Here is a 22866-nt window from a genome sequence, read left to right as displayed (position 1 = left end):
TCAGTAGTCGATCAGCTGCGGATTCAGGAACGACAGGGTCCGTGCGTAGGCCAGGGCCGCGGCGGCGGGCTTGATCGCGTCGTGGAGGTTCCCGTTGGCGAAGTGCCGCCCCGCATCGGCGTAGGTGTGCGTCGTGACGGGAGTCCCCGCCTCCTTGAGCCGGCCGACGAACGACTCCGGATCGTCCCCCTCCGGCCACTCGTCGCGCTGCGCGTAGTGCAGGAGGGTCGGGCACGGGACGAGCGTGTGCTCGTCGTGTCCCAGGGTCGCGTAGTAGGCCACGACCGCGTCGACCAGCCCGGTGGCCGCTGCGAGCAGCCCGAGCCGGCCGCCGAATCCGAACCCGATGATCGCGCTGCGCGCGGCGCCCGCCGCCACTCCCGAGCGCACCGCGTCGGTGACGGAGGCGAGGGCGCGGTCCTGCGCGGCCATCGCGGCCAGGTCGCGGGCGTCCTCGGGGGCCAGCGTCGCCCAGCCGTCGTAGAGGTCGGGGACGAGAACGTGGTACCCGTGCTTGGCGACGGCCTCGCTGAACGGCTCCATCCAGGGCAGTCGGCCGTACAGGTCGTGCAGCACGACCACGACCGGGCGACCGGGGCGCCCGAACTCGAGGGCGACGCCCGGCGACGGGATCTGGACCAGCTCGCTCACGCGTCCAGCCTGCACCGTGTCGGCCGCGGATCAGCGTCTCGTTGCCGATCAGCCCGGCGTGTCGGCCTCGATCAGTGGAGACGGCCTCGATCTGTGGAGCGAGTGACGGGAATCGAACCCGCGCTATCTGCTTGGGAAGCAGAAGTTCTGCCATTGAACTACACTCGCGCGGCGCCGGTGAAGGCGCACTCCGCCATCGTAGCAAGGCGCGCGCGGGGCGCCGAACGGGCCCGCGGCTAGGATCGCCTCGTGCTGCTCTCCGACCGCGACATCAAGTCCGAACTGACCTCCGGGCGGGTGGGGCTCGCGCCGCACGACCCCTCGATGATCCAGCCGTCGTCCGTCGATGTGCGCCTCGACAGGTTCTTCCGGCTGTTCGACAACCACCGCTACCCCTACATCGACCCGGCCGAGGATCAGCCCGAGCTGACCCGGCTGGTCGAGACGCCGGCGGGCGAGGCGTTCATCCTGCACCCCGGCGAGTTCGTGCTCGGCTCGACCTACGAGGAGGTCTCGCTGCCGGACGACATCGCCGCGCGTCTCGAGGGCAAGAGCTCGCTCGGGAGGCTCGGTCTCCTGACCCACTCGACCGCGGGCTTCATCGATCCGGGCTTCACCGGGCACGTCACGCTCGAGCTCAGCAACGTCGCGACGCTGCCGATCATGCTCTGGCCCGGCATGAAGATCGGCCAGATGTGCTTCTTCCGCCTCAGCTCGCCCGCCGAGAAGCCGTACGGGTCCGCCGAGTACAGCTCGCGCTACCAGGGTCAGCGAGGCCCGACAGCCTCGCGCTCGTCGCTCAACTTCCACCGCACCGACGTCTACGGCGACTGAGCGCGCTCAGCCGAGCAGGCGCGGGAGCTGCAGCACGAGCCAGGGCGAGAACGCCCAGGGGGCCGCGCGCACGGCGGCGAGCGTCGCCTCCGGGTCGACCCACTCGTAGTCCATGACCTCGTCGGCCTGCGGGTCCAGCGCCTCGCGGCTCGACAGCGTCGCCGTGTAGACCGGGCAGATCTCGTTCTCGACCACGCCTGAGGCGTCGACGGCGCGGTAGCGGAAATCGGGCAGCGCGACCTCGAGCGACTCGAGTCGGGCACCGAGTTCGCGCTCAGCGCGGCGCACCACCGCGTCCTCGATCCGCTCGCCCGGGGCGGGGTGCCCGCAGAACGAGTTCGTCCACACGCCCGGCCAGGTGCGCTTCTCGAGTGCGCGCCGGGTCACGAGCAGCGCGCCGTCCGGAGCGAACACGTGGCACGAGAACGCGAGGTGCAGGGGAGTGGCGGCATCGTGCACGGTCGCCTTGTCGGCGACGCCGATGGCGCCGCCCGTCTCATCGAGCAGCACGACCTGCTCGATCTGGTCCGTCAGCACCGCGATTCCTCCCGAAGTCATGACCGTAAGTCAAGCACGCCGTCGTAACTCAGCCGGCTTATTGCTAGAGAACCGAGTTTGTTAGCCTCGGGTCGTGGATACGCGAGACTCCGTAGTTCTCTCCCGGCGACGGCAGGAGCACGTCGACGCTGTGCTGGACCGCTTCTTCTCCCTCGCCCGCGCTCGCGCCGGACGTCTGGGCCCGCGATACCTCACGCTCTGGCAGACGCTGGAGGCCAACACCCGCGGCGGCAAGCGCTTCCGCCCCCTGATGGTCCTCTCGGCGTACGAGGCTCTCGGCGGTCAGGACCCGGAGGCGGCCGCCCACCTGGGCGCCGCGTTCGAGCTGCTGCACACCGCCCTGATCGTGCACGACGACGTGATCGATCGCGACTTCGTCCGGCGCGGCGGCCCCAACGTCTCGGGCAGCTACCGCGACGAGGCGACGACGGCGGGCCTCTCCATCCCGATCGCCGAGCACCGCGGCACCTCCGTCGCCGTGATCGCCGGCGACCTCGCGCTCACCGGCGCCCACCGGCTCGTCGAGGGCGTCGGCGCCGACGACGGGGTGCGCGCGCGCCTGCTGACCCTGCTCGACGAGGCGGTCTTCGCCTCCGCCGCCGGCGAGCTGGCCGATGTCGACTTCTCGCTGATGCCGGGGATGCCCTCGGTCGACGAGGTGCTCGAGATGGAGCGCCTGAAGACCGCCGTGTACTCGTTCGAGGCGCCGCTGCAGGCCGGCGCGATCCTCGCCGGTGCCGATGACGAGGTCGTCGCGGCGCTGGGGGAGTTCGGGCGCTTCATCGGCATCGCCTACCAGATCGTCGACGACCTGCTCGGGGTGTTCGGCGAGGAGGGTCTGACCGGCAAGACCACGCTGGGTGACCTCCGCGAGGGCAAGCGGACCGTCCTGATCGCGCACGCGGCGGGGACCGACTGCTGGCCCGAGATCGAGGACCTGATCGGAGACGAGCACTTGAGTGGAGAGACCGCCGAGCGCGTGAGGCGCATCCTCGTGGAGTGCGGTGCCCGCAGCTACGCCGAGAACCTCGCGAACGACTTCGCGAGCCGCGCCTGGCAGGCGCTCTCGGTGCCCGCGGTCCCGGAGGCGTTCCGCGCCGAGGTCCGCCCGCTCGTCGCCAGCGTGGTGGAGCGCACCCGATGAGCGCCCGCCACGCGCGGACGTCCTGCTCGATGCCGCTCGCCGCCGCCTCCCCCCGTACGGTGGCACGATGAGCCGGCAGAGCGAACTGTACGACCGCGTCGCCCACGAGGCGTCGGCGCAGGTCATCCGCCGCTACTCGACCTCGTTCGGGCTCGCCACGCGGCTTCTCGGCCCCGGCGTGCGAGAGCGCGTCGAGGACGTCTACGCCCTGGTCCGCGTCGCCGACGAGATCGTCGACGGGGTCGCCGAGGAGGCGCGTCTCGACCGCGCCGCCGTCGAGGAGGCGCTGGACGCCTTCGAGGCCGAGACGGAGCGGGCGCTCGCCAGCGGCTACAGCGCCAACCTGGTCATCCACGCCTTCGCGAGGACCGCTCGCGCAACGGGGATCGACCCGGAGCTCACCCGCCCGTTCTTCGCGTCGATGCGCGCCGACCTCCGAGAGACCGAGCACACCCCCGAGTCGTTCGAGGCCTACGTCTACGGGTCGGCCGAGGTCGTCGGCCTGATGTGCCTGCAGGTGTTCCTCGCGGCGCCGGATGCGGGGCTCGTCCCGGACGCGCAGCGCGTGCGCCTCGTCGCCGGCGCTCGCCGTCTCGGCTCGGCGTTCCAGAAGGTCAACTTCCTCCGCGATCTGGCGGCCGACGTCGACGGGCTCGGTCGCAGCTACTTCCCGGGGATCGACCCGCGGAACTTCTCGGAGCAGGACAAGGCGATCCTCCTCGCCGACCTCGACGACGATCTCGACGCGGCCGCCGCGATCGTGCCCGAGCTGCCCCGCTCGAGCCGCCGCGCCGTTCGCCTCGCCCACTCCCTCTTCCAGGCGCTGGCCGACCGCATCCGCGAGACGCCCGCCCCGGACCTCCTCCGCGCCCGCGTCAGCGTGCCGACCGCGACCAAGGCGGCGCTCGCCGCCCGCGCGGCCGTCTCGACGCTGGGGCCGCGACTCGGTCAGGGGCCGGCCCGCGCTGCGCGCTCGCAGACCGGATCGCACCGCGCGGTCGTGATCGGCGGCGGGATCGGCGGGCTCGCCTCCGCCGCGCTGCTCGCCCGAGACGGCTTCGACGTCACCCTGCTCGAGGCGAAGGACGTCGTCGGCGGCCGTGCCGGATCGTGGGAGAAGGACGGTTTCCGCTTCGACACCGGACCCTCCTGGTACCTGATGCCCGAGGTCTTCGACCACTTCTTCCGGCTGATGGGCACGAACGCCGCCGAGCGCCTCGATCTCGTCACGCTCGACCCCGGCTACCGGGTGTACAGCGAGGGGATCGACGAGCCGATCGACGTGCTCGCCGATCTCGAGTCGAACCTCGCCCTGTTCGAGAGCATCGAGCCCGGAGCGGGCGAGCGGCTGCGCGCCTACCTCGACTCGGCGCGCGACACCTACGAGGTGGCCAAGCGCCGCTTCCTCTACACGAGCTTCTCGTCGTTCCTGCCGCTCCTGCGCCGCGACGTGCTCAGCCGCACGAGCACCCTCGGACGCCTGCTCCTCACTCCGCTCGACACCCTCGCCGGGAAGACCGTCACCGACAACCGGCTCCGCCAGATCCTCGGCTACCCGGCCGTGTTCCTCGGCTCCTCCCCGTTCTCGGCGCCGAGCATGTACCACCTGATGAGCCACCTCGACCTTGCCGACGGCGTGCTCTACCCGATGGGCGGGATCACCACGCTGATCGACGCCGTGCGCGACGTCGCCGAGGAGGCGGGGGTGCGCATCCGCACGTCCTCGCCGGCCACGAGGATCCTCACCGCGAGGGCGCCGCGCGGCAGCCGTCGCGGCGCGGAGGTCGTCGGAGTCGAGTTCGACGGACCGGAGGGGACCGAGCGGGTCTCCGCGGATCTCGTCGTGAACGCCTCCGACCTGTTCACCACCGAGCAGTCGCTCCTGCCCGACGAGCTGCGCACCTATCCGCCGTCGTACTGGGAGAACCGCGAGCCCGGCCCGAGCGCCGTGCTGGTGCTGCTCGGCGTGCGCGGAGAGCTGCCGCAGCTCGAGCACCACACCCTGCTCTTCACCCAGGACTGGCGCGACAACTTCGGCCGCATCTTCGGCGAGAACCCGTCGGTGCCCGACCCCGCCTCGATCTACGTCTGCCGCCCGAGTGCGACCGACCCGTCGGTCGCGCCGGAGGGCCACGAGAATCTGTTCGTCCTCGTGCCCATCCCCGCCGACACATCGATCGGGCACGGCGGAGTCGACGGCGCGGGCGACGCGCGCGTCGAGGCCATCGCCGACGCGGTCATCGAGCAGATCGCGACGTGGACCGGAGCGGGGGACCTCGCCGAGCGCGTCGTGGTGCGCCGCACGATCGGTCCGGCCGACTTCGAGAGCGACCTGGGAGCATGGCGCGGCTCGATGCTCGGCCCCTCGCACGTGCTGTCGCAGAGCGCCTTCTTCCGGGCCGGCAACATCAGCAAGCACGTCGACGGCCTGCTCTTCGCCGGCAGCTCGACCATCCCGGGCATCGGCCTGCCGATGTGCCTGATCAGCGCCGAGGTGATGCTCAAGCGCGTGCGCGGCGACGTCTCGACCGAGCCGCTGCCGGTGCGCGACGTCCCGGCCGCACCCGTGGCGCCCGACGTGACGGAGGCGCCGCGCGCCTCGCTCGCGGTCGCGGGGGAGTAGCCGGTGGGGGTGCTCTACCTGCTGGCGCTCGCCGTTTCGATCACCGGGATGGTCGTGCTCGACAGGCGCTTCCGCCTGTTCTTCTGGGCCGACGCGCGCCGGGCGGCGATCGTGCTGCCCGTCGGCGTCACTTTCTTCCTGGTCTGGGACCTCGTCGGGATCGGTCTCGGCGTCTTCTTCCGCGGCGAGACCCCCTACATGACCGGGGTGCAGCTCGCGCCGGAGCTGCCGGTCGAGGAGGTCCTCTTCCTCACGCTGCTCTGCTATCTGACGATGGATGTGCACGGGTTCCTCTCGAACCGTGCGGCGAAGCGGTCGACGCCGCGGTCGGAGGTGCGCGCATGACCTACCTCCTGCTCAACGCCGTGTTCCTCGCGGTCGTGCTGGTCGTCGTCGCGATCGCGCGGCACCGCCTCCGCCTCGCCGCCGTGCTCGGCACGCTCGCCGTGCTGCTGCTGATGACCGCCGTCTTCGACAACGTGATGATCGGGGTGGGACTCCTGGTCTCCTACGACGACGAGCTGATCTCGGGCATCCGGATCGGCGTGGCTCCGATCGAGGACTTCGCCTACGCGATCGCGGCCGCGCTCCTGCTCCCCGCGCTCTGGACCCTCCTGCCCTCGCGTCGACGGAGCGCGTCGTGAACCGGCTGCGCGCGCTGTTCGTCTCGAGCCGTCCGCTGAGCTGGGTCAACACGGCGTACCCGTTCGCGGCCGCCTACCTGCTGACCACACGCGAGATCGACCTCGCCTTCGTGCTCGGCACTCTCTACTTCCTGATCCCCTACAACCTCGCGATGTACGGGATCAACGACGTCTTCGACTACGAGTCCGACCTCCGCAATCCCCGCAAGGGCGGCGTGGAGGGAGCGGTCCTCGATCGCAGCGAGCATCGCGCCACGCTGATCGCAGCGGTCGTGACGAACGTGCCGTTCCTCGTGGCCCTGGTCCTGCTCGGCTCGCCGGTGTCGTGGCTGGTGCTCGCGATCAGCGTCTTCGCGGTGATCGCCTACAGCGCTCCCGGACTTCGCTTCAAGGAGCGCCCGTTCGTCGACTCGCTGACCTCGGCGACGCACTTCGTCAGCCCCGCCGTGTACGGCATCGCGCTGGCCGGCACGGTCGTGACCCCGCCGCTCGTGGCGCTGCTCGTCGCGTTCTTCCTCTGGGGGATCGCGAGCCACGCCTTCGGCGCGGTGCAGGACATCATCGCCGACCGGGCCGGTGGCATCGGCTCGATCGCCACCGTGATCGGCGCGAGGACGACCACCCGCTTCGCGATCGGCGCCTACGTCGCGAGCGGGCTGCTCCTGCTCCTGCTGCCGTGGCCGGGGACCCTCGCCGCGATCCTCGCCGTGCCCTACGCGGTCAGCATCTGGCCGTTCCGCTCCCTGACCGACGCCCAGGCCGAGCGCGCGAACGCCGGCTGGAAGCGCTTCCTCGCGCTCAACTTCCTGACCGGCTTCCTGGTCACCCTGCTGCTGATCGTCTTCTGGCTCGCGACCTGAGCCCAGCCCCGCTCGTCAGAACAGGTGGTGCGGCGCGACGATGAGGACGACGACGACCGCGAGGCCCGCCAGCAGGGCGATGACGAGGGCCGCGTAGCCGGCGCGCTTCACGAGGCGACGGGCGCGGACCGTGCCCGAGGCCTTCCGCTTCTTCGTGACCCGGATCGTCGCCGGACGGTTCTCGGCCGGCGACGCTGCGGTGGGCCATTCGGAGGCGGGGCTCGTCGACGGCGAGTCGACCGCGGCGTCGGAGGTGCGGGTGTGCCGCTCGGGACCCCGGGCTGCCGTCCCGCCTCGCGCCATGGTGTCCTCCTCCGTCGTCGTGCCCTCTCGCCGCGGCGGCGGCTCGGACACTCTAGGCGAGCGGCGAGGCCTCGCGCTCCGACGGCGCGGTCGACGCGCCGCTCGACGGCGGACGTCGGACCGGGAGGAGCAGGAGGAGCCCGACGGCCAGCACGAGCACGAGCCCGAGGATGCCCCAGTACTGCACGTTCGCCTCATCGCCGCCGGAGGCGACGGCGGCGATCGACACGAACGCCGCGAAGGCCGCGGGCGCGAGGAACGATGCGGCGCGTCCGGTCGTCGCGTAGAGCCCGAAGATCTCGCCCTCCCGGCCCTCGGGGATGAGGCGGGCCAGATAGCTGCGGCTCGCCGACTGCGCGGGGCCGACGAAGAGGCAGAGCAGCAGACCGAAGATCCAGAACATCGTCTGCCCGCCGTCGTGCAGCACGAAGATCGCGGTGCCGCAGATCAGGAGGCCGATGAGGGAGGCGACGATCACGGCCTTGGGGCCGACGCGATCGTCGAGCGCTCCCACCGAGATGGTCGCGACTCCGGCCACCATGTTGGCGGCGATCGCGAAGAGGATCACCTCGCCGGCACTGAAGCCGAAGGTGCCCTGGGCGAGGACGCCGCCGAAGGTGAACACGCCCGTCAGCCCGTCGCGGAACACCGCGCTCGCGACGAGGAAGGCGACGGTGGTGGGGCTCTCGTGCCACAGCGCCCTGATCTGCCGGAACAGCGCGCGGTACGAGGCGATGACACCGACGCGGCTCGCTCCGGAGGCGGTCGCCGGTGTCTCGGGGACGGCCAGCAGCACCGGCAGGGCGAAGACCGCGAACCACACGCCGGCCAGCAGGATCGAGACCCGCACGTCGAGGCCGTCGTCCCCGGTCACGCCGAAGAGACCGACCTCGGGCGAGATGAAGCCGAAGTAGACGATCAGGAGCAGGACGATGCCGCCGACGTACCCCATGCCCCAGCCGAAGCCCGAGACGCGGCCGATGCTCGAGCGCGTCGAGACCTGCGTGAGCATCGCGTTGTAGTTGACGCTCGCGAACTCGAAGAAGACCGTGCCGACGGCGAGCAGGAGCAGGCCCAGCCAGAGGAACGCGGGATCGGGGCGCACGAAGAACATCAGCAGGATGCAGACGACGACCACTGCCGAGTGGACGCCGAGCCACAGTCTCCGACGGCCGCCGAGATCGGCCCGGCGCCCCGTGATCGGCGCGATCAGCGCGACGACCAGGCCGGCGCCCGCGAGCGACCAGCCGAGCGCGGCGGAGACTCCGCTCGGGGTGCCGAAGAGGCCGTCGGTCGTGAGGTAGACCGTGAAGACGAAGGTGGTGACGACCGCGTTGAACGCCGAGCCGCCCCAGTCCCACAGTCCCCAGGCGAGGACGGGCCAGCGGCCGGTGCGCTCTGTCGTGCCGGTGCGCTCTGTCATGCGATCACCGTAGGGCGCGCGGGTGAACTGCGGGTACCGCGGCGTGGCGCCGCCTGAGAGTTGAGTCGACCCGACTCAAGTTCTTCCGTCCGGACTTGACGCGACGGTGAGGTCCGCTAAACTTGAGCCTGCGGGACTCAACTCCACCGGGTTCCCTCCCGCAGAGTTTTCGACAGGCAAGAGTCTTCACCACCGTTCCACCCACTGACTGAACGGCCTCGCGGCCGCTCGCGAAGGAGAAACACGCATATGTCCCGTGCCGTAGGCATCGACCTGGGAACCACCAACTCGGTCGTGGCCGTCCTCGAAGGTGGCGAGCCCACCGTCATCGCCAATGCCGAGGGCTTCCGCACCACCCCGTCCGTCGTCGCGTTCACCAAGGACGGCGAGGTGCTCGTCGGCGAGACCGCCAAGCGCCAGGCCGTCACCAACGTCGACCGCACCCTCGCCTCCGTCAAGCGCCACATGGGCACCGACTGGACCTTCGCGGTCGAGGACAAGAAGTACACGCCGCAGGAGATCTCGGCCCGCATCCTGGGCAAGCTCAAGCGCGACGCCGAGCAGTACCTGGGCGAGAAGGTGACCGACGCGGTCATCACCGTCCCGGCCTACTTCAACGACGCGGAGCGCCAGGCCACGAAGGACGCCGGCGAGATCGCCGGACTGAACGTCCTCCGCATCATCAACGAGCCGACCGCCGCGGCGCTCGCCTACGGCCTCGACAAGGGCAAGGAGGATGAGCTCATCCTCGTCTTCGACCTCGGTGGCGGAACCTTCGACGTCTCCCTCCTCGAGGTGGGCAAGGACGACGACTTCTCGACCATCCAGGTGCGCTCGACCTCGGGCGACAACCGCCTCGGCGGCGACGACTGGGACCAGCGCGTCGTCGACTACCTGGTCAAGCGCTTCAAGGACTCGACCGGCGTCGACGTCTCGAAGGACAAGATCGCCCGTCAGCGCCTCAAGGAGGCCGCTGAGCAGGCCAAGAAGGAGCTGTCGTCGAGCACCTCGACCAGCATCCAGCTCCCGTACCTCTCGCTGACCGAGAACGGCCCCGCGAACCTCGACGAGACGCTCACCCGCGCCAAGTTCGAGGAGCTCACGAGCGACCTGATCGAGCGCACCCGCAAGCCGTTCACGGACGTCATCGCCGAGGCCGGCGTCAAGGTCGAGGACATCGCGCACGTCGTCCTCGTCGGCGGCTCGACCCGCATGCCGGCCGTGGCCGAGCTCGTCAAGAAGCTCACCGGCGGCAAGGAGCCCAACAAGGGCGTCAACCCGGACGAGGTCGTCGCCGTCGGCGCCGCCCTGCAGGCCGGTGTCCTCAAGGGCGAGCGCAAGGACGTCCTCCTCATCGACGTCACGCCGCTCTCGCTCGGCATCGAGACCAAGGGAGGGATCATGACGAAGCTCATCGAGCGCAACACCGCGATCCCGACCAAGCGGTCCGAGACCTTCACCACGGCCGACGACAACCAGCCGTCCGTCGCGATCCAGGTGTTCCAGGGCGAGCGCGAGTTCACCCGCGACAACAAGAACCTCGGCACCTTCGAGCTGACCGGCATCGCACCGGCTCCCCGCGGCATCCCGCAGGTCGAGGTCACCTTCGACATCGACGCCAACGGCATCGTGCACGTGTCCGCCAAGGACAAGGGCACCGGCAAGGAGCAGTCGATGACGATCACCGGCGGCTCTTCGCTGCCGAAGGACGACATCGAGCGCATGGTCCGCGAGGCCGAGGAGCACGCGGCCGAGGACAAGGCCCGCCGTGAGGCGGCCGAGATCCGCAACAACGCCGAGACCCTCGCCTACTCGATCGACAAGCTGATCAAGGAGAACGAGGACAAGCTGCCCGAGGACGTCAAGTCCGAGGTGCAGGGCGACGTCGACGCGCTGAAGACCGCGCTCGCCGGCGACGACGACGCGGCGGTCAAGACCGCGTTCGACGCGCTGAACGCCTCGCAGACCAAGATCGGCCAGGCCATCTACTCGCAGCAGTCGGCCGACCAGGGCGCCCCGCAGGACGCTCCGGCCGAGGAGGAGAAGAAGGACGACGAGGACATCGTCGACGCCGAGGTCATCGACGACGACGAGCCGAAGGACACGAAGTAGTCATGGGGCGCCACAACCAGCCCCAGGGCGAGGGCGTTCCCGAGGAGGAGCCGACCACCGGTGCCGAGACCGACGGATCCGAGGCGGCCGACGCCGCTCAGGACTCCGAGGGTCTGATCGAGGCCGAGGGGCCGGACGTCGAGACCACGCTCTCCGACGCCGACCTGTCGTTCCTCTCGGGTCAGTCCGACGCCGAGACCCTCGCGGCGGAGCGGCTCGCCGACCTCCAGCGGGTGACCGCCGAGTACGCGAACTACCGCAAGCGCACGGAGTCGAACCGTCAGCTCGAGAAGGAGCGGGCCATCGGCGACGCGGTGAAGGTCATCCTCCCCGTGCTCGACGACCTGGACCGTGCCGAGAAGCACGGCGATCTGCCCGAGGGCGGCCCCTTCACCGCCATCGCGCAGAAGCTGCGCGGAGGCATCGAGAAGCTGGGGCTCGTGAAGACCGGCGCCGTGGGTGATCTGTTCGATCCGAACATCCACGAGGCGATCTTCCAGCAGCCGACCCCCGGCGCCGAGACCTCCACGGTCGCCGACGTCGTCGAGTCGGGCTACTACCTCGGAGGCTCGCTGCTGCGGGCAGCCCGGGTGGTCGTGGCCGTTCCCGCCGACTGACACCCCACCGCACCACCGCGGAGGACCCCGCCCCGCCCGCACTGCAGGCAGGGCGGGGTCCCTCGCCGCACCAGACGACACAGGAAGAGGCACATGGCCAGCCAGGATTGGTTCGACAAGGACTTCTACAAGGTCCTCGGCGTGTCCAAGGACGTGTCCGCGGCGGATCTGAAGAAGACCTACCGCAAGCTCGCCCGCCAGTTCCACCCCGACTCCAACCCGGGCGACGCCAAGGCGGAGGCGCGCTTCAAGGAGATCAGCGAGGCGTACACGGTCCTGTCCGACGCCGAGCAGCGCAAGGAGTACGACCAGATCCGCGCAATGGGCGGAGGCGCACGCTTCACCGCCCCGGGCGGGCAGCAGGGCGGCTTCGACGACGTCTTCGGGAACGTGTTCGGGCAGGGCGGCGGAGGCCGCACCTCGTACAGCACGCAGCAGGGCCCGCCGGCGGGCTTCGAGGACATCCTCGGCGGCATGTTCGGCAATGCCGGCGGCGGCCGCTTCGGTCAGCCGAGCGGCGGGTACCGCGGCTTCGGCGGTCCGCAGAAGGGCGCCGACGTCACCGCCAGCACCACCATCGACTTCCGCACCGCGACCCGGGGTGACACCGTCCAGCTCCAGACCGGCGAGGGGCGCACCCTCTCGGTGCGCATCCCGGCCGGAGTGGCCGACCAGCAGAAGATCCGCGTCCGCGGCAAGGGGCGCCCGAGCCCCGACGGGGGCGAGCCCGGCGATCTCGTGCTCACCGTCGCGGTGCGCAAGCACCCCGTCTTCGAGCGCGACGGACTGCACCTGCGCGTGAACGTGCCCGTCACCTTCGTCGAGGCGGTGTTCGGCGCCACGATCGAGGTGCCGACCCTCGGCGGCGACCCCGTGAAGCTCCGCGTCGCCCCCGGCACCCCGAGCGGCCGCGTGCTGCGGGTGAAGGGGCGCGGAGTCACGACCGGCAAGGGCACGGGCGATCTGCTCGCGGTGATCCAGGTCGCCGTGCCCGATCACCTCTCCTCCGCCGCCCGCGACGCCCTCGAGGCGTACGCGGCGGCCGAGCCGGGCGACAATCCGCGCGAGGACATCCTGGAGAAGGCCCGCTACTAGCGGCGAGGCGGGCGACGACGAGAGGCGAGGACGTGGACGAGAACACCCCGGTCTTCGCGATCGCGGTCGCCGCCGAGCTGGCGGGGATGCATCCGCAGACGCTCCGCCAGTACGACCGGCTCGGCCTCGTGCGGCCCACACGCACGGCGGGCAAGTCGCGGCGCTACTCGATGCGCGACGTGGTGCAGCTGCGCGAGGTCGCGCGGCTGTCGTCGGAGGGCGTCTCCCTCGAGGGCATCGCACGCATCCTCCAGCTCGAGAACCAGGTCCAGGCGCTGTCGCAGCGCGTCCGCGAGCTCGAGGGCGCCCTGGCCGACGAGCTGCTCAACCGCCCGGGACGCCGCGTGTTCGCCGCCGGGCTCGAGGGCGACGTGGTCACCCTCCGGCACGGCACCCGGGCGCAGCGGCGCACCGAGGTGGTCGTCTGGCGCCCCCTGCCGCGATCGCATGGCAGCGACCCTTCTACCCCCTGAGCGGGGTACGCTGACCGGACGCCGGGCAGAGCCGCCGCGGCGCACGCTCCGTCCGCCGCGGTGCGGTGAGACGGAGGAGGGCCCGTGAGCCAGGATCAGAACGAGCACGACGACGACCGGGACGAGTCGGAGGCGCCGCCCGAGCGCCGTGCGCCCGTCGTCCCCGACAACGGCTACACCCGCGAGTCCTATGCGATCCACGCGACCCGGAGCGATCTGCCGCTGTTCTCGAGTGCCCTCACGGGCGATCGCGACGACGCCGACTGGCTGTCGTCCCTCTCGGGAATGCTCGGCGGAGGCGAGCCGGACGCCGCCGCGACGGCCGCGGAGTCCGCGATCGAGCGCCGCCGTCGCGCCTCCTCCGACGACGCCTAGACCTGCGTCGTGCGGCCCTCGCCCTACTCGCGGAGGCGGGCCTCGACCAGCACTCCGCCGATCCGGCCCCCGGACATCCGGCTGAGGAACTCCGTGCCGAACGGCACCGCCCCGATCAGGGTCCGGACCTCGACGCGCTCCTCGTCGGTGTAGCCGAGCACGATGGAGAGGCCGACGACCGCGATCGCGGCGATCGTCGCGACCCGTGCGGGGATCTGGTCGATCGCGCCCCCGCCTCCGTCACCCGGTTCGGCCAGCGTGACGCACATCAGGAAGATCGTCGCGTACACCGCGAGATGCCGGTGCGCGCTCCGCCACGGGCGCGAGAGCGCGGCGACCGGGAGGATCCACAGCGCGTACCAGGGATGGATCGCGGTCGAGGCGGTGACGAACGCCAGGAGTGCCCCGGTCAGTCGAGCCAGCGGGTCGATGGCCCGCTTCGACAGCATGAGCGCCGCCGCGATGCCGGCCGCGGTCGCCAGGGCGAGCATCTTGACCAGGGCGATGGCGACTCCCGGGTCGTGACCCGTCAGCTGCACGGCGCTCGAGACGACGACCGTGACGAACGACATCGGCGCGTACCAGTGCAGGATCGAGCCCGGCACCACCATCGCGGCCACCCAGCCGATGCCGACGCCGGCCGCGAGGCCGATGGCGACCACGAGTGCGAGGGCGCCGACGCCGCTCCACACCCAGAGCCGCACGCGGTCGCGCAGCGTCGCGTCGTGGCGCAGCCACAGCAGGGCGAGCACGGGCAGGGCGATCACGGCCACCGGCTTCACCGCGATCGCGGCGCCCATCAGCAGCACCGCGACGATGCGGCGATCGGTGTGGCCGTAGTAGAGCGAGGCGAGGATCAGCGCGAGCATCACGGAGTCGTTGTGCCCGGCGACCACGAACAGCAGGAGCGTCAGCGGGTTGGCGACGATCGTCCACGCGGTGAGCGGGGTCGAGAGTCCGCGCAGGCGCGCGAGGCGGATCGCGTAGACCGCCAGCACCGCGACTCCGGCCACCGAGAGTGCCCGCAGCATCGCGATCGAGAGCTCGGGCGAGGTCCAGCCGGCGAGCTGCACCGCGGTCTTCTCGGCGAGCAGGTAGAGCGGGCCGTACGGAGTCGGAGTGTCGGCCCACAGCGGGTCGACGCCGAGGGCGAACCAGCCGGGCAGGGTCGCCACCCCGTTCGTGTACGGGTCGATGCCCTGGGTCATCAGGCGGCCCTGCGCCACGTACGAGAACATGTCGCGGCTGAACAGCGGCACGGCCAGCAGCAGCGGCGCGGCCCACGCGAGAGCGGCGACGAGGATCGTGCGGAGCGAGCCCGGGCGGCCGTCGAGGGCGACGGAGCGCAGCCGGAGCCACGCCACGAGCAGCAGCACTCCTCCGCAGAGCACCGCGATCGCGCTCAGCTCGGTGAGCCAGCCGGTCGCCCGGATGGTCGAGATCACGGGCCAGGCGCGGAGCGAGGAGTCGCGGGGGAGGAAACCGATGCCGAGCGAGCCCAGCAGGATCGCGGTCGACGCGAGAGTGCCCATGGCGAGCGGGGCGACGTGTCCGGCCCGGAGGAGTGCCCAGCGGGATCGCCGGGGCCCCTCGACCCGGGGCCCGCCGACTCCGAGTGGTCGTTCCGTCGTCCCCCGAGAAGCAGCCATTGTCGACACGCTAGGCGACCGCTCTCCGAATCCGGTGGACGGGCGGTGAACGCCCGACCACGACGCTCTCAGGAAGCGGTCGGCTGCGGTGCGGGCTCGGCGAAGCGGAGCTGATTGCCGAAGGGGTCGATCAGATCGAGGGCGTACCCGAACGCCGATCGCGTGATGCGCGGATTGAGGTACGGGTAGGCCTTGGCGTCGAGTTCGGCGTGCAGCTCGCGCACGCCGCGGAGCGCCAGGTGCACCGCGGCTCCCGGGCTGCCGTCACGGTGGTGCTCGCTGAGGTGCAGCCGCAGACCGGATCGCGACACCTGCAGGTAGAGCGGCGCGTCGAGTGCCGCGCGCTGCTCCCAGTCGACGGTGAAGCCGAGATAGTCGACGTAGAACTCGCCCGCCTTCGCGACCGAGAAGATGCGCAGGATCGGCACCGCCGCCTCCATCCGCACCGCTTCGAGCCCTCGGGCGTCGTCACTCCCCGTCCGGTCCCTGGCGCGTCGTCTCGTCTCCACGGCACCGAGGGTATCCGGCCCCGCCGGTCGCCGCGGCCGACGGCGTCAGTCGATGAGGTCGAGGTCGCGGAGGCGTGCGAGGGTCGCGACGCCGGCCGGCGGGCAGCGGTGCGCGTCGGCGGAGCGGATCCAGTGCAGCGAGTCGATCTCTCCGGCCGGGCGCGGCTCGGCCGACAGCTCGGCGGCGAACACCGTCATGTGCACCTCCCGGCCCTGCGGCTCGCCGTGGGCCTGCTCGCGAACGGTGAAGAGCTCGGCGAGCCGCGTCGGCGCTGAGCCGAGCTCCTCCTCGGCCTCCCGCGCAGCCGCCTCCGCACCGCTCTCGCCCGGGTCGACCTTGCCGCCGGGGAGGTAGACGACGTCGCGCCCCCGCGCGGTCACCATCAGGATCCTCCGGTCGCGGATCACGGCGACGGCGGAGACGAGGAGGGGCGGCAGGCTGCTCATCCCGCCATCATGCCCGCGGCTACCATGGACGCACACCAGAAGGACGCGCGCAGCCGGCGCGCGCCAGGGCCCCGTGCGCCCGAACAGCTGAGGAGCTCCCCGTGGCAGAACCCACCACCACCCTCGACAAGGTCATCACCCTCGCGCAGCACCGGGGGTTCGTCTTCCCCTCCGGCGACATCTACGGCGGCACCCGCTCTGCCTGGGACTACGGCCCGCTCGGCGTCGAGCTCAAGGAGAACATCAAGCGCCAGTGGTGGAAGGCGTTCGTGCAGGGCCGTGGCGACGTGGTCGGCCTCGACTCCGCCGTGATCCTCCCGACCGCGATCTGGAACGCCTCCGGGCACGTCGGCGTCTTCTCCGACCCGCTGACGGAGTCGCTGATCACGCACAAGCGCTACCGCGCCGACCACCTCTTCGAGAAGTACGAGGAGGACAACGGGCACCCGCCCGTCAACGGCCTCGCCGACATCCCGGACCCGGAGCACCCCGACAAGGTCGGCCAGTGGACCGAGATCAAGCAGTTCTCGGGCCTGATGAAGACCTACCTCGGCGTCGTCGACGACGAATCGGGGCTGCACTACCTGCGACCCGAGACCGCGCAGGGCATCTTCACCAACTTCGCCAACGTGCTGCAGAGCGCCCGGAGGAAGCCGCCGTTCGGCATCGGCCAGATCGGCAAGGCGTTCCGCAACGAGATCACGCCCGGCAACTTCATCTTCCGCACCCGCGAGTTCGAGCAGATGGAGCTCGAGTTCTTCGTCGAGCCCGGCACGGACGAGGAGTGGCAGGAGACCTGGATGAAGCTCGCCTGGGACTGGTTCATCGATCTCGGGATCAAGGCCGACAACATCCGGCAGTTCGAGCACCCGAAGGACAAGCTGTCGCACTACTCGAAGCGCACCGTCGACATCGAGTACCGCTTCCGCTTCGCCTCGGGCGAGTGGGGCGAACTCATGGGTGTCGCGAACCGCACCGACTTCGACCTCAAGACCCACATCGAGCACTCGGGCAAGGACCTCTCGTTCTTCGACCAGAACAAGAACGAGCGCTACGTGCCCTTCGTGATCGAGCCGTCCTTCGGCCTGACGCGCGCGCTGATGGCGTTCCTCGTCGACGCGTACGAGGAGCAGGAGCTGCCGCCGAACGCCAAGGGCAAGGTCGAGACGCGCACGGTGCTGCACCTCGACCCGCGTCTCGCGCCGGTCAAGGTCGCGGTGCTGCCGCTCTCGCGCAACGAGGCCCTCTCGCCGCTCGCCCGCGAGGTGGCCGACAGGCTCCGCCAGCTCTGGAACGTCGACTTCGACGACTCCGGAGCGATCGGCCGCCGCTACCGCCGCCAGGACGAGATCGGCACGCCCTTCTGCGTGACGGTCGACTTCGACTCGCTCGAGGACGACGCGGTGACGGTCCGCGACCGCGACACCATGAAGCAGGAGCGGATCCCGCTGACCGACCTGGAGTCGTACCTCTTCTCGGGCCTGCGCGGCGCGTAGCCGTCGGGAGCGCCGCGCGTCAGAACGCGCGGTGCTCCCGCTCGAGCAGGGCGTAGACGAGGGTCGAGGTCCACTCGCCCTTGCAGTACTCGTCGTCGACGTGGTGCGCCTCGAGACGCATGCCCAGGCGCTCGCAGAGGCGGGCGGAGGCGGTGTTGCGGGCGTCGAGCTGCGCCACCACGCGGTGCGCCGCGAGCCGGTCGAAGGCCAGATCGAGGAGCGCCCGGGCTCCCTCGGTCGCATAGCCGCGGCCCTGCGCCTCCGGATGCAGCACCCACCCGATCTCGACGGCCGCCTGCTCGGAGGAGGACGCGATGAGGGTCAGGTCGCCGACGACGCGACCCTCGAAGGGTCCCTCCGTCGGCACCATCGCCAGCACGACGACGTCGCCGTCGGCGGCGAGGCGGTCGGAGGGGAGTCGCAGGCGCAGGTGCTCCCGCGACTCCTCCGGGGTCCGGACGGGCCAGCGGAGGAAGCGCACCGCCTCCGGATGGCCCTGATACCCGGCGTGGTCGTCGGCGTCGTCGAGACGGAGCGTCCGGAGCAGCAGACGCTCGGCGCGGATCGGCTCGGCGTCGAACGGGAGCCTGAGAGCCGGGCTCACGCGGTGGCGGCCGTGCCGTCGATCGGGCGGGCGGCGGCCGGCTCGGCCGGGACCTCGATGCCGAAGAGCGCCTGGAGACCGGTGAGGTACGCCTCCTGCTCGCCGGCCCGGGCGTAGTCGCGCGCACGGACGCTCGGAGTGTGCAGCAGGACGCCGGCGAGGTGGCGGAGGGCCTGCTCGGTGCGTCCGTCGTCGTCGCCGCGGGAGCGCGCGCGCTCGATCTCGGCGTCGAGCGCGTCGAACACGTGGGCTCGGAGGGCGACGACGGCGGGGGTGAGGCTCTTCTCGTCGGCCACGTCCGAGAACTTGCGGACGGCCTTGTCGACGAGGGCGCGTGCCTGGGTCGAGGCGTCGAGCACCTCGAGAGGGGCGTGCAGGCTGATCGTCTCGAGGTCGAGGAGCTCGACACCCGAGAGGGTCGTCACATCGCCGGCGACGTTGCGGGGGAGGCCGAGGTCGATGACGAGCTGACGCTCCCGGTACGCGCCGCGCAGGCGCCCGTCGGCGAGGAGTGCGGCGTCGAGCACCGGCTCCTGCGTCGTGGTGCAGGTGATGACGATGTCGGCGGCAGCGGCCTCGGCCGCGAACGCCGCCGCGTCGACGGCGCGGAGGGCGCGGCGGGCCGCGAAGCCCTCGGCGCGACCGGAGGGGGAGTGCACGGCGATCTCGACGACTCCGCGATCGCGCAGCGCCGCCACGGTGGCGCGGGCATAGCTGCCGGTGCCCACCAGCAGCACGCGGGCGGCGCGCCAGTCGGTGACACGGCTGGCGGCGAGGTCGAGGGCGAGGCGCACGATCGAGCGACCGGCGCTGCCGAGCCCGGTGCGGTTCTTGATGCCGCGGGAGGTCTGCGACGCGCGCTGGAAGAGGCGCTCGAGCTCGGACGACGTGGTGCCGAGGCGGCGCGCCTCCTCGAGCGAGCGGCGCACCTGGCCGGCGATCTCGCCCTCGCCGACGACGACCGACTCGAGTCCGCTCGACACCGCGAACAGGTGCTCGGCGACCCGATCGCCCGAGACGACGTCGACGCTGGTGCGGAGGTGCTCCTGGTCGACACCGGTCGCCGCGCTGACGGCGGCGGTCGCGGCCTCGACGGCCACGGCCTGCGCGGCGGTCAGCGGCTCGTCGATGTCGAGGTAGGCCTCGAAGCGGTTGCAGGTCGCGACGACCACGGCTCCCGACACGAAGTCGATGCCGTCCGCGAGGGCGGAGGCGACGGCGGAGGAGTCGACGGAGAGCTTCTCGAGGAGATCGAAGCTGGCGTTCTTGTGCGACGCCGTCAGACACAGAAGCACCACAGCAGTCTACGCGCGGTCACCGGGGCCCCGGCGCGGAGAGCGGGAGGAATGCACGGATGCGCCTGGAATAATGCCGCGGTGACCTCCCCCACCGCCGGCCTGCTCGATCCGTCGCATCCCCTCGCCTCCGGCCGCACGGCCGACTCCTCCCTCGTCAGGGCGTACCGCTCCGACCGGCCCGAGTCGACGCCCGTCTGGTTCATGCGCCAGGCCGGGCGGAGTCTCCCCGAGTACCGGGCGCTGCGCACCGACACGCAGATGCTCGACGCCTGCCTCGACCCCGCGCTCGCGAGCGAGATCACGCTGCAGCCGGTGCGCCGGCACGGAGTCGACGCCGGCATCTTCTTCAGCGACATCGTCATCCCACTGCGGCTGGCGGGGGTCGGCGTCGACATCGTGCCCGGCCGCGGCCCCGTCCTCGAGAAGGCGGTCCGCACCGCCGCTGACGTCGACGAGCTCTGCGCGATCGATCCGGCGATCCTCGACGAGACCCTCGAGCCGATCCGGGAGGGTGTGCACCGCACGGTCGAGGGCCTCGGCGACACCCCGTTGATCGGCTTCGCGGGCGCCCCGTTCACGCTCGCCGCGTACCTCGTCGAGGGCGGCCCGTCGAAGGACCACATCCGGGCCCGCACCCTGATGCACGCCGACCCGGAGGCGTGGTCGCGCCTGATGGAGTGGACGGCCGAGGTCACGGGCCGCTTCCTCCGCGCGCAGGTGCTCGCCGGGGCGAGCGCCGCCCAGCTCTTCGACTCGTGGGCCGGGGCGCTCTCGCTCGCCGACTACACCGCCCACGTGGCCCCCGCCTCCGCCAGGGCCCTGACGCACGTGCGCGACCTGGCGTTCGATCACGGCGAGGTGCGTCGCAACGTGCCGATCGTGCACTTCGGAGTCGGCACGGGCGAGCTGCTCGGCGCCATGCACGGCATCGGCGTCGACGTGGTCGGCGTCGACTACCGCATCCCGCTCGACGAGGCGAACCACCGGCTCGGCGGCTTCGTCCCGGTGCAGGGCAACGTCGACCCGGCGCTGCTCTCGGCCCCCTGGGCGGTGCTCGCCGCGCACGTCGACGACGTCCTCCTCCGCGGACTCAGCGCTCCGGCCCACGTGCTCAACCTCGGCCACGGAGTGCCGCCCGAGACCGACCCCGACGTGCTCACGCGCCTCGTCGCGCACGTGCACGCCTGGCGACCGTGACCACGGAGCCCGCGGCCTACGACGTCGCGGTCGTCGGCGGGGGAGTGGCGGGGCTGGCCGCGGCGGCCGAGTGCCTCCGCATCGGCCTGCGCGTCGTCGTACTCGAGGCGGGCGAGCGGGTCGGCGGCTCCGTCGCTCCGCTCGAGATCGCCGGAGTCGTGCTCGACGCCGGCGCCGAGAGCTTCGCCACCCGCGGCGGTCACGTCGAGGCGGCGCTCGGCGCCCTGGTCGTCGACGGACGCCCGCTCGCCGAGTCGGTCGTCGAGCCGAGCACGGGCGGCTCGTGGCTGCACCTCGCGGGCGGCCGCTCCGTTCCCTCGCCCCGCGCCGGGATCCTCGGCATCCCCGGGACCCCGCTCGCGCCCGACGTGGTGCGCGCGATCGGCCGCCGCGGTGCCGCGCGCGCCTGGCTCGACACCCTGCTGCCGGTGCTGCGCATCGGCCGCGCCCACTCGCTGGCCGAGCTCGTCCGCACCCGGATGGGCGTGCGCGTGCTCGAGGACCTGGTCGCCCCGGTGGTCTCGGGCGTCTACTCCTCCCGCCCCGAGGACATCGATGTCGACCTCGCCGCGCCGGGGCTGAACGGCGCGATCACCCGCCGAGGCTCGCTCGCCGGTGCCGTCGCCTCCCTCCGCGCGAACCTGCCGGCCGGTGTCGCGGTCCGCGGCATCGACGGGGGCATGCACCGCCTCGTCGATGCTCTCGTCGAGCGGATCGGCTACCTCTCGGGCGAGATCCGCACCGGTGTCGCGGTGAGGCTGCTCGAGCAGGACGGAGACGTCTTCCGGCTGGCGCTGGACGACGGCGTCCTGTCGGCCCGCGCCGTGATCGTCTCCACACCGGAGCGCGACGCGCGCGCCCTGCTCGCCGGGCTGGTGCCCGCTGTCGCCGACGCCGACGAGGGCGGCGGTGACTCCGTGGAGCTCGTGACCCTCGTCGTCGACGACGCCCGCCTCGACGCGGCCCCGCGCGGCTCCGGAGTGCTCGTCGCCCCGACCGCGACCGACGTGACCGCGAAGGCGCTCACGCACGCCACCGCGAAGTGGGAGTGGCTCGCCCGCTCGCTCCCCGCCGGCCGCCACGTTCTGCGCCTCTCCTACGGAAGGCCCGGCGAGCAGCCGCCGCTCGAGGGCGCGAGCGATGCGGAGGCGGCGGCCGTGGCCCTCCGCGACGCCTCCGTCCTCCTCGGCGTCGAGCTCGATCCGGCGTCGCTCGTCGACTCGGCCCGGGTCCGCTGGGCGAACGTGCGCCCGGCCGCCGCACTGGGCCGTCGTGAGCACCTGGAGGCGTTCCGCGAGGCCCTCGCACCGCTCGAGGGAGTCGCGGTCACCGGCACCTGGCTCGCCGGGACGGGACTGGCCTCCGTGCTGCCGCACGCGGCCGAGGCGGCGGCCCTTATCCGGCGCCGGTTGGTGCGTCAAGGCGTCGGCATTCCGCGCGAAGGATATGACGGCGACGGCTACTCTGGGTCGCAGGCATCCGCGTGAGTGCGGTGTGCACCGACACGAGTGGTCATCGACCGCGGAGACGAGCCGCACGAGCGGCTCAGGACGAGGAGTAGGCGTGAAGGGCAAGATTCTTTTCGTGGCAGGAGCCGCCGCCGGTTACGTGCTGGGAGCACGCGCCGGCCGCAAGCGGTACGACCAGATCGCCGCCGCGGCGAACAGGTTCTGGCAGACGCAGCCCGTGCAGGACGTCGCCGGCGCGGTGGGCGGGGCGGCGAAGACGCAGCTCAGCAGCGTGTCCGACAAGGCCTACGAGATCGTCCGCTCGGTCGTCGTCAAGGCCGTCTCGGGCGGCAAGAAGAGCCAGGGCGCCTCCGACGCCGAGGCGACCGCCGCGGCCCGCAAGGCCGCAGCCAAGGTGGACGAGGCGGCTGCCGCCGCCGGCACCTCGCCGTCGCCCTCCTCCTTCAAGGCCTAGTCCACATCCCTTCGGCCCTGCTCGGCCCCGC

Annotated in this window: 24 protein-coding genes and 1 tRNA gene; 15 read left to right on the top strand and 10 right to left on the bottom strand. The window is 71.7% G+C overall.

The window, feature by feature from the left end; translation table 11 throughout:
• Positions 1 to 651: a dienelactone hydrolase family protein gene (locus tag ASG06_RS02215; RefSeq protein WP_056037871.1), complete on the bottom strand. Its 651-nt coding sequence runs from the start codon at positions 649 to 651 to the stop codon at positions 1 to 3.
• A 94-nt stretch (positions 652 to 745) separates the two neighbouring features.
• Positions 746 to 819: transfer RNA gene (locus tag ASG06_RS02210), tRNA-Gly, on the bottom strand.
• 81 nt (positions 820 to 900) lie between these two features.
• On the opposite strand from ASG06_RS02210, the gene dcd reads away from it, so the two are divergent.
• Entirely contained in the window at positions 901 to 1485 is a 585-nt protein-coding gene (dcd, locus tag ASG06_RS02205; RefSeq protein WP_056037868.1) for a dCTP deaminase, read from the top strand.
• 6 nt (positions 1486 to 1491) lie between these two features.
• Here the strand turns inward: dcd and idi are convergent, their stop codons facing one another.
• Positions 1492 to 2043, bottom strand: coding sequence for an isopentenyl-diphosphate Delta-isomerase (gene idi / locus ASG06_RS02200; RefSeq protein WP_197409346.1), 552 nt, complete (start codon positions 2041 to 2043; stop codon positions 1492 to 1494).
• Between the two features lie 73 nt (positions 2044 to 2116).
• Here idi and ASG06_RS02195 point away from each other — a divergent pair, with 73 nt between their 5' ends.
• The 5 genes from ASG06_RS02195 to ASG06_RS02175 all read left to right on the top strand — a co-directional run bounded on the left by ASG06_RS02195 (position 2117) and on the right by ASG06_RS02175 (position 7314).
• Positions 2117 to 3187 (top strand): polyprenyl synthetase family protein, encoded by a 1071-nt coding sequence (locus ASG06_RS02195; RefSeq protein ID WP_056037866.1) that lies wholly within the window; start codon positions 2117 to 2119, stop codon positions 3185 to 3187.
• A gap of 67 nt (positions 3188 to 3254) precedes the next feature.
• A complete protein-coding gene (gene crtI / locus ASG06_RS20625) occupies positions 3255 to 5810 on the top strand; it encodes a phytoene desaturase family protein (RefSeq protein ID WP_082498875.1) in 2556 nt (851 codons plus the stop codon).
• A 3-nt stretch (positions 5811 to 5813) separates the two neighbouring features.
• The gene (locus tag ASG06_RS02185; protein WP_056037862.1) at positions 5814 to 6155 is read left to right on the top strand and encodes a lycopene cyclase domain-containing protein; all 342 of its coding nucleotides are present in this window, start codon (positions 5814 to 5816) and stop codon (positions 6153 to 6155) included.
• On the top strand, positions 6152 to 6454 hold the full coding sequence (locus tag ASG06_RS20395) for a lycopene cyclase domain-containing protein (protein ID WP_056037860.1): 303 nt from the start codon (positions 6152 to 6154) through the stop codon (positions 6452 to 6454). Before ASG06_RS02185 ends, ASG06_RS20395 begins: the two co-directional genes overlap by 4 nt.
• Positions 6451 to 7314 (top strand): prenyltransferase, encoded by an 864-nt coding sequence (locus tag ASG06_RS02175; protein WP_056037856.1) that lies wholly within the window; start codon positions 6451 to 6453, stop codon positions 7312 to 7314. The genes ASG06_RS20395 and ASG06_RS02175 overlap by 4 nt, the downstream gene beginning before the upstream one ends.
• 15 nt (positions 7315 to 7329) lie before the next feature.
• Here ASG06_RS02175 and ASG06_RS02170 read toward each other — a convergent pair whose 3' ends face one another.
• Positions 7330 to 7617, bottom strand: coding sequence for a hypothetical protein (locus tag ASG06_RS02170; RefSeq protein WP_156465825.1), 288 nt, complete (start codon positions 7615 to 7617; stop codon positions 7330 to 7332).
• Positions 7618 to 7669: 52 nt separating this feature from the next.
• Positions 7670 to 9040 (bottom strand): MFS transporter, encoded by a 1371-nt coding sequence (locus ASG06_RS02165; protein WP_056037850.1) that lies wholly within the window; start codon positions 9038 to 9040, stop codon positions 7670 to 7672.
• Positions 9041 to 9289: 249 nt separating this feature from the next.
• On the opposite strand from ASG06_RS02165, the gene dnaK reads away from it, so the two are divergent.
• From dnaK to ASG06_RS02140, 5 genes are all read left to right on the top strand, one after another.
• Positions 9290 to 11152 (top strand): molecular chaperone DnaK, encoded by a 1863-nt coding sequence (gene dnaK / locus ASG06_RS02160; RefSeq protein WP_056037847.1) that lies wholly within the window; start codon positions 9290 to 9292, stop codon positions 11150 to 11152.
• 2 nt (positions 11153 to 11154) lie between these two features.
• Positions 11155 to 11769 carry a nucleotide exchange factor GrpE gene (locus ASG06_RS02155; protein WP_056037845.1) on the top strand — a complete coding sequence of 205 codons (615 nt, stop codon included), beginning with the start codon at positions 11155 to 11157 and terminating at the stop codon, positions 11767 to 11769.
• Between the two features lie 93 nt (positions 11770 to 11862).
• Entirely contained in the window at positions 11863 to 12864 is a 1002-nt protein-coding gene (locus ASG06_RS02150; protein WP_056037842.1) for a DnaJ C-terminal domain-containing protein, read from the top strand.
• 32 nt (positions 12865 to 12896) lie between these two features.
• Positions 12897 to 13337, top strand: a complete 441-nt coding sequence (locus ASG06_RS02145; protein WP_056037839.1) for a heat shock protein transcriptional repressor HspR — start codon at positions 12897 to 12899, stop codon at positions 13335 to 13337.
• 84 nt (positions 13338 to 13421) lie between these two features.
• Positions 13422 to 13712: a hypothetical protein gene (locus ASG06_RS02140; protein ID WP_056037835.1), complete on the top strand. Its 291-nt coding sequence runs from the start codon at positions 13422 to 13424 to the stop codon at positions 13710 to 13712.
• A gap of 23 nt (positions 13713 to 13735) precedes the next feature.
• On the opposite strand, the gene mptB is transcribed toward ASG06_RS02140, so the two are convergent.
• The 3 genes from mptB to ASG06_RS02125 form a co-directional block, all read right to left on the bottom strand.
• Positions 13736 to 15361, bottom strand: coding sequence for a polyprenol phosphomannose-dependent alpha 1,6 mannosyltransferase MptB (gene mptB / locus ASG06_RS02135; RefSeq protein ID WP_156465824.1), 1626 nt, complete (start codon positions 15359 to 15361; stop codon positions 13736 to 13738).
• A gap of 68 nt (positions 15362 to 15429) precedes the next feature.
• Positions 15430 to 15870 carry a glyoxalase superfamily protein gene (locus ASG06_RS02130; protein ID WP_197409345.1) on the bottom strand — a complete coding sequence of 147 codons (441 nt, stop codon included), beginning with the start codon at positions 15868 to 15870 and terminating at the stop codon, positions 15430 to 15432.
• 45 nt (positions 15871 to 15915) lie between these two features.
• Positions 15916 to 16317, bottom strand: a complete 402-nt coding sequence (locus ASG06_RS02125) for an NUDIX hydrolase (protein ID WP_056037827.1) — start codon at positions 16315 to 16317, stop codon at positions 15916 to 15918.
• A 101-nt stretch (positions 16318 to 16418) separates the two neighbouring features.
• Between ASG06_RS02125 and ASG06_RS02120 the strand changes: the two genes are divergently transcribed.
• On the top strand, positions 16419 to 17813 hold the full coding sequence (locus ASG06_RS02120; protein ID WP_056037824.1) for a glycine--tRNA ligase: 1395 nt from the start codon (positions 16419 to 16421) through the stop codon (positions 17811 to 17813).
• 19 nt (positions 17814 to 17832) lie between these two features.
• Here ASG06_RS02120 and ASG06_RS02115 read toward each other — a convergent pair whose 3' ends face one another.
• Positions 17833 to 18417, bottom strand: a complete 585-nt coding sequence (locus tag ASG06_RS02115; RefSeq protein ID WP_056037821.1) for a GNAT family N-acetyltransferase — start codon at positions 18415 to 18417, stop codon at positions 17833 to 17835.
• A complete protein-coding gene (locus ASG06_RS02110; protein WP_056040374.1) occupies positions 18414 to 19712 on the bottom strand; it encodes a glutamyl-tRNA reductase in 1299 nt (432 codons plus the stop codon). Before ASG06_RS02110 ends, ASG06_RS02115 begins: the two co-directional genes overlap by 4 nt.
• 51 nt (positions 19713 to 19763) lie before the next feature.
• Between ASG06_RS02110 and hemE the strand changes: the two genes are divergently transcribed.
• The 3 genes from hemE to ASG06_RS02095 all read left to right on the top strand — a co-directional run bounded on the left by hemE (position 19764) and on the right by ASG06_RS02095 (position 22835).
• Entirely contained in the window at positions 19764 to 20912 is a 1149-nt protein-coding gene (gene hemE / locus ASG06_RS02105) for a uroporphyrinogen decarboxylase (RefSeq protein ID WP_082498873.1), read from the top strand.
• Complete coding sequence (locus ASG06_RS02100) at positions 20909 to 22399, top strand: protoporphyrinogen/coproporphyrinogen oxidase (RefSeq protein ID WP_231727587.1); 1491 nt, start codon at positions 20909 to 20911, stop codon at positions 22397 to 22399. The genes hemE and ASG06_RS02100 overlap by 4 nt, the downstream gene beginning before the upstream one ends.
• A 76-nt stretch (positions 22400 to 22475) precedes the next feature.
• Positions 22476 to 22835, top strand: coding sequence for a hypothetical protein (locus ASG06_RS02095; RefSeq protein ID WP_197409344.1), 360 nt, complete (start codon positions 22476 to 22478; stop codon positions 22833 to 22835).
• The last annotated feature ends 31 nt before the right edge of the window (positions 22836 to 22866 follow it).

It is taken from the genome of Rathayibacter sp. Leaf185, from assembly GCF_001423885.1.
In the GTDB taxonomy this organism is placed as follows: domain Bacteria; phylum Actinomycetota; class Actinomycetes; order Actinomycetales; family Microbacteriaceae; genus Rathayibacter.
This window is presented reverse-complemented; position numbering and strand designations above follow the sequence as displayed.